The 6,565-nt window shown below is 63.7% G+C and carries 8 protein-coding genes; 3 read left to right on the top strand and 5 right to left on the bottom strand.

Translation table 11 applies throughout. The features are described from left to right. The first annotated feature begins 239 nt into the window (after window positions 1–239). On the top strand, window positions 240–899 hold the full coding sequence (locus NOV72_RS28490) for a CoA pyrophosphatase (protein ID WP_106857867.1): 660 nt from the start codon (window positions 240–242) through the stop codon (window positions 897–899). 121 nt (window positions 900–1,020) lie between these two features. Continuing rightward, window positions 1,021–1,959 carry a CobD/CbiB family protein gene (locus NOV72_RS28485; protein WP_106857866.1) on the top strand — a complete coding sequence of 313 codons (939 nt, stop codon included), beginning with the start codon at window positions 1,021–1,023 and terminating at the stop codon, window positions 1,957–1,959. Here NOV72_RS28485 and NOV72_RS28480 read toward each other — a convergent pair whose 3' ends face one another. Genes NOV72_RS28480 through NOV72_RS28470 form a run of 3 tightly spaced genes read right to left on the bottom strand, consistent with a single transcriptional unit; the run spans window position 1,960 to window position 4,468 of the window. Continuing rightward, complete coding sequence (locus NOV72_RS28480) at window positions 1,960–2,283, bottom strand: putative signal transducing protein (protein WP_106857865.1); 324 nt, start codon at window positions 2,281–2,283, stop codon at window positions 1,960–1,962. Then, a complete protein-coding gene (gene rsgA / locus NOV72_RS28475; protein ID WP_106857864.1) occupies window positions 2,280–3,203 on the bottom strand; it encodes a ribosome small subunit-dependent GTPase A in 924 nt (307 codons plus the stop codon). Before rsgA ends, NOV72_RS28480 begins: the two co-directional genes overlap by 4 nt. Beyond that, window positions 3,200–4,468, bottom strand: coding sequence for a M48 family metallopeptidase (locus NOV72_RS28470; protein ID WP_106857863.1), 1,269 nt, complete (start codon window positions 4,466–4,468; stop codon window positions 3,200–3,202). Before NOV72_RS28470 ends, rsgA begins: the two co-directional genes overlap by 4 nt. Before the next feature lie 101 nt (window positions 4,469–4,569). Here NOV72_RS28470 and orn point away from each other — a divergent pair, with 101 nt between their 5' ends. Continuing rightward, window positions 4,570–5,178 (top strand): oligoribonuclease, encoded by a 609-nt coding sequence (orn, locus tag NOV72_RS28465; RefSeq protein WP_106857862.1) that lies wholly within the window; start codon window positions 4,570–4,572, stop codon window positions 5,176–5,178. Here orn and mog read toward each other — a convergent pair. Next, window positions 5,175–5,783, bottom strand: a complete 609-nt coding sequence (gene mog / locus NOV72_RS28460; RefSeq protein WP_106857861.1) for a molybdopterin adenylyltransferase — start codon at window positions 5,781–5,783, stop codon at window positions 5,175–5,177. The two genes, orn and mog, sit on opposite strands and share 4 nt — an antisense overlap. Further along, window positions 5,770–6,375, bottom strand: a complete 606-nt coding sequence (gene yjgA / locus NOV72_RS28455; protein WP_106857873.1) for a ribosome biogenesis factor YjgA — start codon at window positions 6,373–6,375, stop codon at window positions 5,770–5,772. Before yjgA ends, mog begins: the two co-directional genes overlap by 14 nt. Between the last annotated feature and the right edge of the window lie 190 nt (window positions 6,376–6,565).

The raw sequence follows: 6,565 nt of genomic DNA, 5'->3' as shown, positions 1-6,565 counted from the left end.
CGATCAGATAAGTGAGGTGGTCGGCAAGCATCGCACCAGAAAGTTAACAGCCCGGCGCTCCGTTTACAACCACTTCTCGCCCCCACAAACAAAAATGCCGTTCAGCGCTAACTGAACGGCATTACCCCATGTGGGTGCTTTTTTCTTTGGTGTGTTCAAATTGAGCCTCCGACAGCCCAGTTCCCCGACCCGTGTCCACCGGAAAGACCTCGACTCCCCGCATCCTCGAACCCGAAAAGATGCCCGTCCTCTCGACGGGTGAGGCACTCCCGCCCATTCCGCCAGAGCGCCTCACGCCGGAAGCCTTGCGCGCACGTTTCGCGATGGATCTCGACTGGACGCAGGAAGAGCGCGAGCAGCGTATCAAGGCGATCGGTGGCGATCCGCGCGTGGCTTCCGTGCTGGTGCCGCTCGTCGTGCGCGAGGGCGGCATGACCGTGCTGCTGACGCAGCGGGCGGATCATCTGTCGGATCATGCCGGACAGATCAGCTTTCCCGGCGGCCGACGCGAGCCCGAAGACGCCGATGCCGCCGCCACCGCGCTGCGCGAGGCCTACGAGGAAGTCGCTCTGGGCGCAGAACATTGCGAGATCATCGGGGCGATGCCCGAATATCTGACGGGCACCGGTTTCAAGGTGACGCCTGTCGTTGCGCTGGTGAATCCGCCTTTCACCCTGAAGGCCGATACCCGCGAAGTCGCCGATATCTTCGAAGTGCCGCTCGCGTGGCTCATGAATCCGGCGAATCACGAAGTGCGGGTCTTCCGCTGGGAAGGCGGCGAGCGTCGTTTTTTTGCCATGCCGTATACCCCGGGCGAAAGAAAGGCTCCTCATTTCATCTGGGGCGCAACGGCCGGCATGTTGCGCAATTTTTATCGCTTCCTCGCGGCTCGCGCGTGATGGCGCGGAAAGTACGCATGCCCGTCACGCCTCGCGCAATGACTCGGCGCGCTAAAGGGGTCGGGCGCTGTGCTATCGTTATGCGAAACTCGAACTAAATCCGACTGTTTCGGCGCTTCGCATGACTTTTTTCTCCGTATTGCTGGCTCTCGTCATTGAGCAAGTGCGCGCGTTGTCGCCGCACAATCCGATTTCGGCGTTGCTCCAATATCATGCGGAATCCACCGCGCACGGTTTCGATGCCGGCAAGCAGAAACACGGCATCGTCGCGTGGCTGGTTGTCGTGTTGCCATGGACGCTCGTCGTCGGACTCGTTTATTACGTGCTGTACCGGATCAACTTCGTTCTGGCGTTTCTGTGGAACGTGGTGATCGTGTACTTCACGCTCGGTTTCCGGCAGTTCAGCCACTATTTCACCGACATCCACCTCGCGCTCAACAACGACGACGTGCCGCGCGCGCGCGAAGTGCTGAACGAGTGGACCGGCATCGACACGGTCGACATGCCCGTCAGCGAGATCGTGCGGCATACGCTCGTTCACGCGGTGGTGGCGTCGCATCGACATGTGTTCGGCGTGTTCTTCTGGTTCCTGATTCCGATCGGCCCGGCGGGCGCGGTGCTCTATCGCATCGCCGAATATCTGGCGCGCGCATGGTCGAAGCCGAATCCGGAGCGCACCGCCGAGTTTTCGTCGTTCGCGCAGCGCGCGTTTTTTGTCATCGACTGGGTGCCGGCGCGTCTGACCGCGCTCGGCTTCGCGATCGTCGGCAATTTCGAGGATGCGATCTATGCCTGGCGCAATCACGCCCGTCAGTGGCCGGATGCGAACGAAGGCGTATTGCTCGCAGCGGGCAGCGGCGCGTTGGGCGCGCGTCTCGCGGGTCCGCTCGCGGAGCCGCTTTCGGTCGAAGCGCTGGCCGTGGGCGATGCCAGTCCGCTGCCCGTCGGCGACGACTGCACGCCGCGCACGCTGCAATCGGCCGTCGGCCTCGTGTGGCGCGCGGTGATCTTGTGGATGCTGTTGCTGCTGATGCTGACGATCGCCGTATGGCTGGCGTGATCAGTCGTCGAGCGGATCGCGCGCCGTCTGGCAATTCCAGCACACGGTGAATTGCGGCTCGAGCCATTCGCCGCAATGCTTGCATCTCCAGGGCCGGGCGTTCGCGTCCGGCCCTTTTCTCGCGCGCTCCAGAAGGCGCAATGCCAAGGCTTCGTCGCGATCGTCGACGATCCATATTTCCGGCGCGCACTGATCCGCCGGAATCTCGCCCATCGCGCCATTCAGGTAACGGTTGTGCAGCTCGCACGGCACGCCGGCGGTCGCCAGCACGTTCAGCCAATGCTGCGCCGTGATCAGGTTGGGGGCGCGCGTGAGCCGCTTCATCGAACGATCTGGCTGGCTTCGTGGACGAGCTGCGCGTAAAGCGCGTGACGCTCCGGGCGAATCTTGCCGGCGTCGACGGCTTCGAGCACCGCGCAGCCCGGCTCGTGCAGATGATGGCAGTTGTAGAAGCGGCAATGCCCGAGGTAGGGCCGGAAATCCGCGAAGGCGCGTTCAAGCTGGCCTTCGGACAGATGATGCAGGCCGAACTCCTGAAAACCCGGCGAATCGATCAGCGAGCCGCCGCCCGGCAAATCGTAGAGACGCGTGAAGGTGGTCGTGTGGCGGCCGCTATTGAGTGCCGATGAAATCTCGCGCGTGGCGGCGTCGGCATCGGGGACGAGCAGGTTCACGAGCGTCGATTTGCCCATGCCGGACTGGCCGAGCAGAATCGTCGAGCGACTTTTGAGGCGGGCGTCGAGTTGCGGATGGACGTCGCCGGGCGCCATCTTCGCCGACAGTTCGATGACCGTATAACCGAGCGCGCGATACGGCGCGAGCCGCTCGCGCGCGAGCGGCAACGCGTTTTCCACGTCGATCTTGTTGAGCACGATGAGCGATTCCAGCCCATGCGCCTCGGCCGCGATCAACGCGCGTCCGAGCAGGTCTTCGCTGAAATGCGGCTCCGTTGCGAGCACGATCAGCAGTTGATCGAGATTGGCGGCGAAGAGCTTCGACTTGAACTGATCCGAGCGATAGAGCAGGTTGCGCCGCTCGCCGATCTCGACGATCACGCCCTGATCCGCCGACGACTGCTCGTAGATCACGCGATCGCCGACGGCCACCTCGCTTTTCTTGCCGCGCGGGAAGCACTGCAGCATGGCGCCGCCATTCTCGGGCGTCACGAGATAGTGGCGCCCGTGCGCCGCGATCACGGTGCCCGCCAGCCGGTCGCCGCGTTTGTTCGAAGCGCGCTGCGTCATGCGGCGTGCTGCATCAGGCGGTCGATGCGCTGCGAGGCGGGCGGATGCGAGTAATAGAACGCGGTGTAGATGGGATCGGGCGTGAGCGTCGACGCGTTGTCCTCGTAGAGTTTCACGAGCGCGTTCACGAGATCTTTCGGATCGGTCTGGCTGGCGGCGAAGGCATCGGCTTCGAACTCGTTCTTGCGCGAAGTCAGGCTGCCGAGCGGCGTGACGAAGAACATGAACACCGGCAGCACGAGCATGAAGAGCACGAGCGCGAGCCCGTTGTTGCTGCCGACGAGCGACGGCCGCACGCCCAGGCCTTCGTAGAACCACGTTGTCTGAATGAGCCAGCCGAGCAGCGCGAGCATCGCGAGGCTGATGCCGAACATGACGACCATCAGCTTCAGCACGTGACGGCGCTTGAAGTGGCCGAGTTCGTGCGCGAGGACCGCTTCGATTTCGCTGCCGGAAAGACGCGCGAGCAGCGTATCGAAGAAAACGATGCGCTTCGCCGCGCCGAAGCCCGTGAAATACGCGTTGCCGTGCGCGGAACGGCGGCTGCCGTCCATCACGAACAGGCCCTTCGCGGCGAAGCCCGTGCGTGCCATCAGATTCGTGATGCGCGCGACGAGCGCCTCGTCCTTCAGCGGCTCGAACTTGTTGAAGAGCGGGGCGATGAAGGTCGGATAGATGCTCATCGCGAGCAACTGGAATGCGACCCACACCATCCACGTCCACAGCCACCAGAACGTGCCGGCGCGGTCCATCAGCCAGAGCGTGAGCAGCAGAAGCGGCGCGCCGATCACGATCGCGAGCGCCGTGCCCTTCACGAGATCGACGAAAAAGAGCTTCTTCGACATGCGATTGAAGCCGAACTTTTCCTCGATCACGAAATGGCGGATGTAATCGAACGGCAGGTCGATGATGCTCGTGATCGCAATCACCGACGCCACCAGCGCGACCTGTCCGACATAGCCGCGGCCGAGCCAGTCCGAAATGGCGAGATCGAGCGCCTGGACGCCGCCGAGCAGCGTCAGCGCGACGAGCACGACCGCGCTCGTGACGACTTCGATCATCGTGAGGCGCGTACGCTCGACGGTGTAATCCGCGGCGCGCTGATGCGCGGTCAGCGGAATCGTGCCGGAAAATTGCGACGGCACGCCGTTGCGATGCGCGGCGACGTAGCGAACCTGCCGCGACGCGAGCCAGAGCTTGGTCGAGACCATCGCGACCAGGGCGACGACGAAGATCGTCGAGAAAGCGAGAGTGAGGTGGGTCATCCGGGACTTCCGATTGAACTATGCGAGAATTATAGGTTCTAGGCCGTGCCGACGCCCTCAGAAACTGTGCGGCAGGGCTTTCCACCTCTCAGACCGCTTTCATGACCGACATCTCCGCCACCCCCGATTCAGCCGAAAACGCGCTCGTGCGCAGCGACATGAACCTCGTGTGGCTCGACATGGAGATGACCGGTCTCGATCCGGACAACGATCGCATCATCGAGATCGCGGTCGTCGTGACGAACTCGACGCTCGACAAAATGGTGGAAGGGCCGGTGCTCGCGATTCATCAGACGGACGAAGCGCTCGGCCGCATGGACGAGTGGAACCGTAACACGCACGGCCGCTCGGGGCTGACCGAGCGCGTGAAGGTGTCGACGGTCGATGAAGCCGAAGCCACGCGCCAGATCCGCGATTTTCTCGGCCAGTACGTGCCGCCCGGCAAATCGCCGATGTGCGGCAACTCGATCTGCCAGGACCGCCGCTTCATGGCGCGCTGGATGCCCGAGCTGGAGACGTTTTTCCACTACCGCAATCTCGACGTCAGCACGCTGAAGGAACTCTGCCGCCGCTGGCAGCCGGCGATCTACAAGGGCTTCCAGAAGCGCGCGATGCATACCGCGCTCGCCGACATCCACGAGTCCATCGACGAACTCAAGTACTACCGCGAGCGCTTCCTGATTCCGTCGGCGCCGGCCGCGGCGTCTTAAGGCTTGGGCGGACGGATCGCGTTTTTCGGGCGGAACGCGGCGACCACGTCGGGCCGCGTTTCGATATACGGTCCGCCGATCAGATCGATGCAGTACGGCACGGCCGCGAAAACGCCCGGCACGGTCTGCTTGCCATCCGCGTCTTTCAATCCTTCGAGCGTTTCGCGGATCGACTTCGGCTGGCCCGGCAGGTTGATGATGAGCGCGGCGTGATCGCCGGTTTCGCGGATCACCGCGACTTGCCGCGAAAGAATCGCGGTCGGCACGAAATTCAGGCTGATCTGGCGCATTTGCTCGCCGAAGCCGGGCATCGGCTTCGTGGCGACGGCGAGCGTCGCCTCGGGCGTCACGTCGCGGCGCGAAGGGCCGGTGCCGCCGGTCGTCAGCACCAGATCGCAGCCGAGCGTATCGACGAGTTCGACGAGCGTCGCGGAAATGGTCGCGGCGTCGTCCTGAATCAGACGCGTCTGGGCGCGAAAAGGCGTAGTCAGCGCCTCGCCGAGCCACGCCTGCAGCGACGGCAAGCCCTTGTCCTCGTAGACGCCTTGCGACGCGCGATCGCTGATCGACACGAGCCCGACGATCAGTTCGTTACGCGTCGTCATCGCGATCGTCCTCGTCGACTTCGATTTCGTCGTCTTCCGCGCCCGACGCGTTCTTGATCCACTGGAACAGTTCGCGGTAATAGCGCGGCGGCTTTTGCTGCTCGCGCTCCTTGCGCGCATTGCGGATCAGCGTGCGGCCTTCCTGCGGATCGACGCCCGGATGAGTGCGGATGAATTCGGTGAGCGCGGCGTCGTCGGCGAGCAGCTTTTCGCGAGTGCGCTCGATCCAGTGCAGCCGCGCGGTTTCGGACTTGTTCACGCCGCGGTGCGTGTCGAGCGCCGTGCGCAGGGCGGCGATCTCGTCTTCGGTCAGCGAGCGCATGACCTTGCCGACGTACTGCAACTGGCGGCGCTTGCCTTCGTGGTCGGTGATGCGGCGCGCCGCGCGCACGGCGTCGTCGAGAACCTCGGGCATCGGCATGCGTTTGAGCGCGTCTTTGGGCAGCGCGATCAGCGCTTCGCCCAGCTCCTGCAGCGCGTGCATTTCGCGCTTGAGTTGAGATTTGCTCGGGCGGTCGTAGCCGTTTTCGTCGGGCTCGCGCGCGTCGTCGCGGCCGGAGTCGATCGGTTGAATGCGGGTTTTACGGTTCATCCCGACATTGTAGCTTGCGCCCGCGCCGTGCCTGAAGCGCATGTCCGCGTCTGCGACAAAGCTTGGCGGGTGAATGCTCGCCGTCCTTGCTATGATCGCGTGACAGGCCAATTCCGTTGCTCGATGCCCCGATTGCGTGCGCGTCCAGCCGGGAATTCCGCAGCAACCACGACATGCGCGGGCGCACGCC

Origin of the sequence: Caballeronia novacaledonica (assembly GCF_900258035.1) — a bacterium.
Lineage (GTDB): Bacteria > Pseudomonadota > Gammaproteobacteria > Burkholderiales > Burkholderiaceae > Caballeronia > Caballeronia novacaledonica.
The sequence above is the reverse complement of the archived record's forward strand: the minus strand, read 5'-3'. Positions and strand labels throughout refer to the sequence as shown.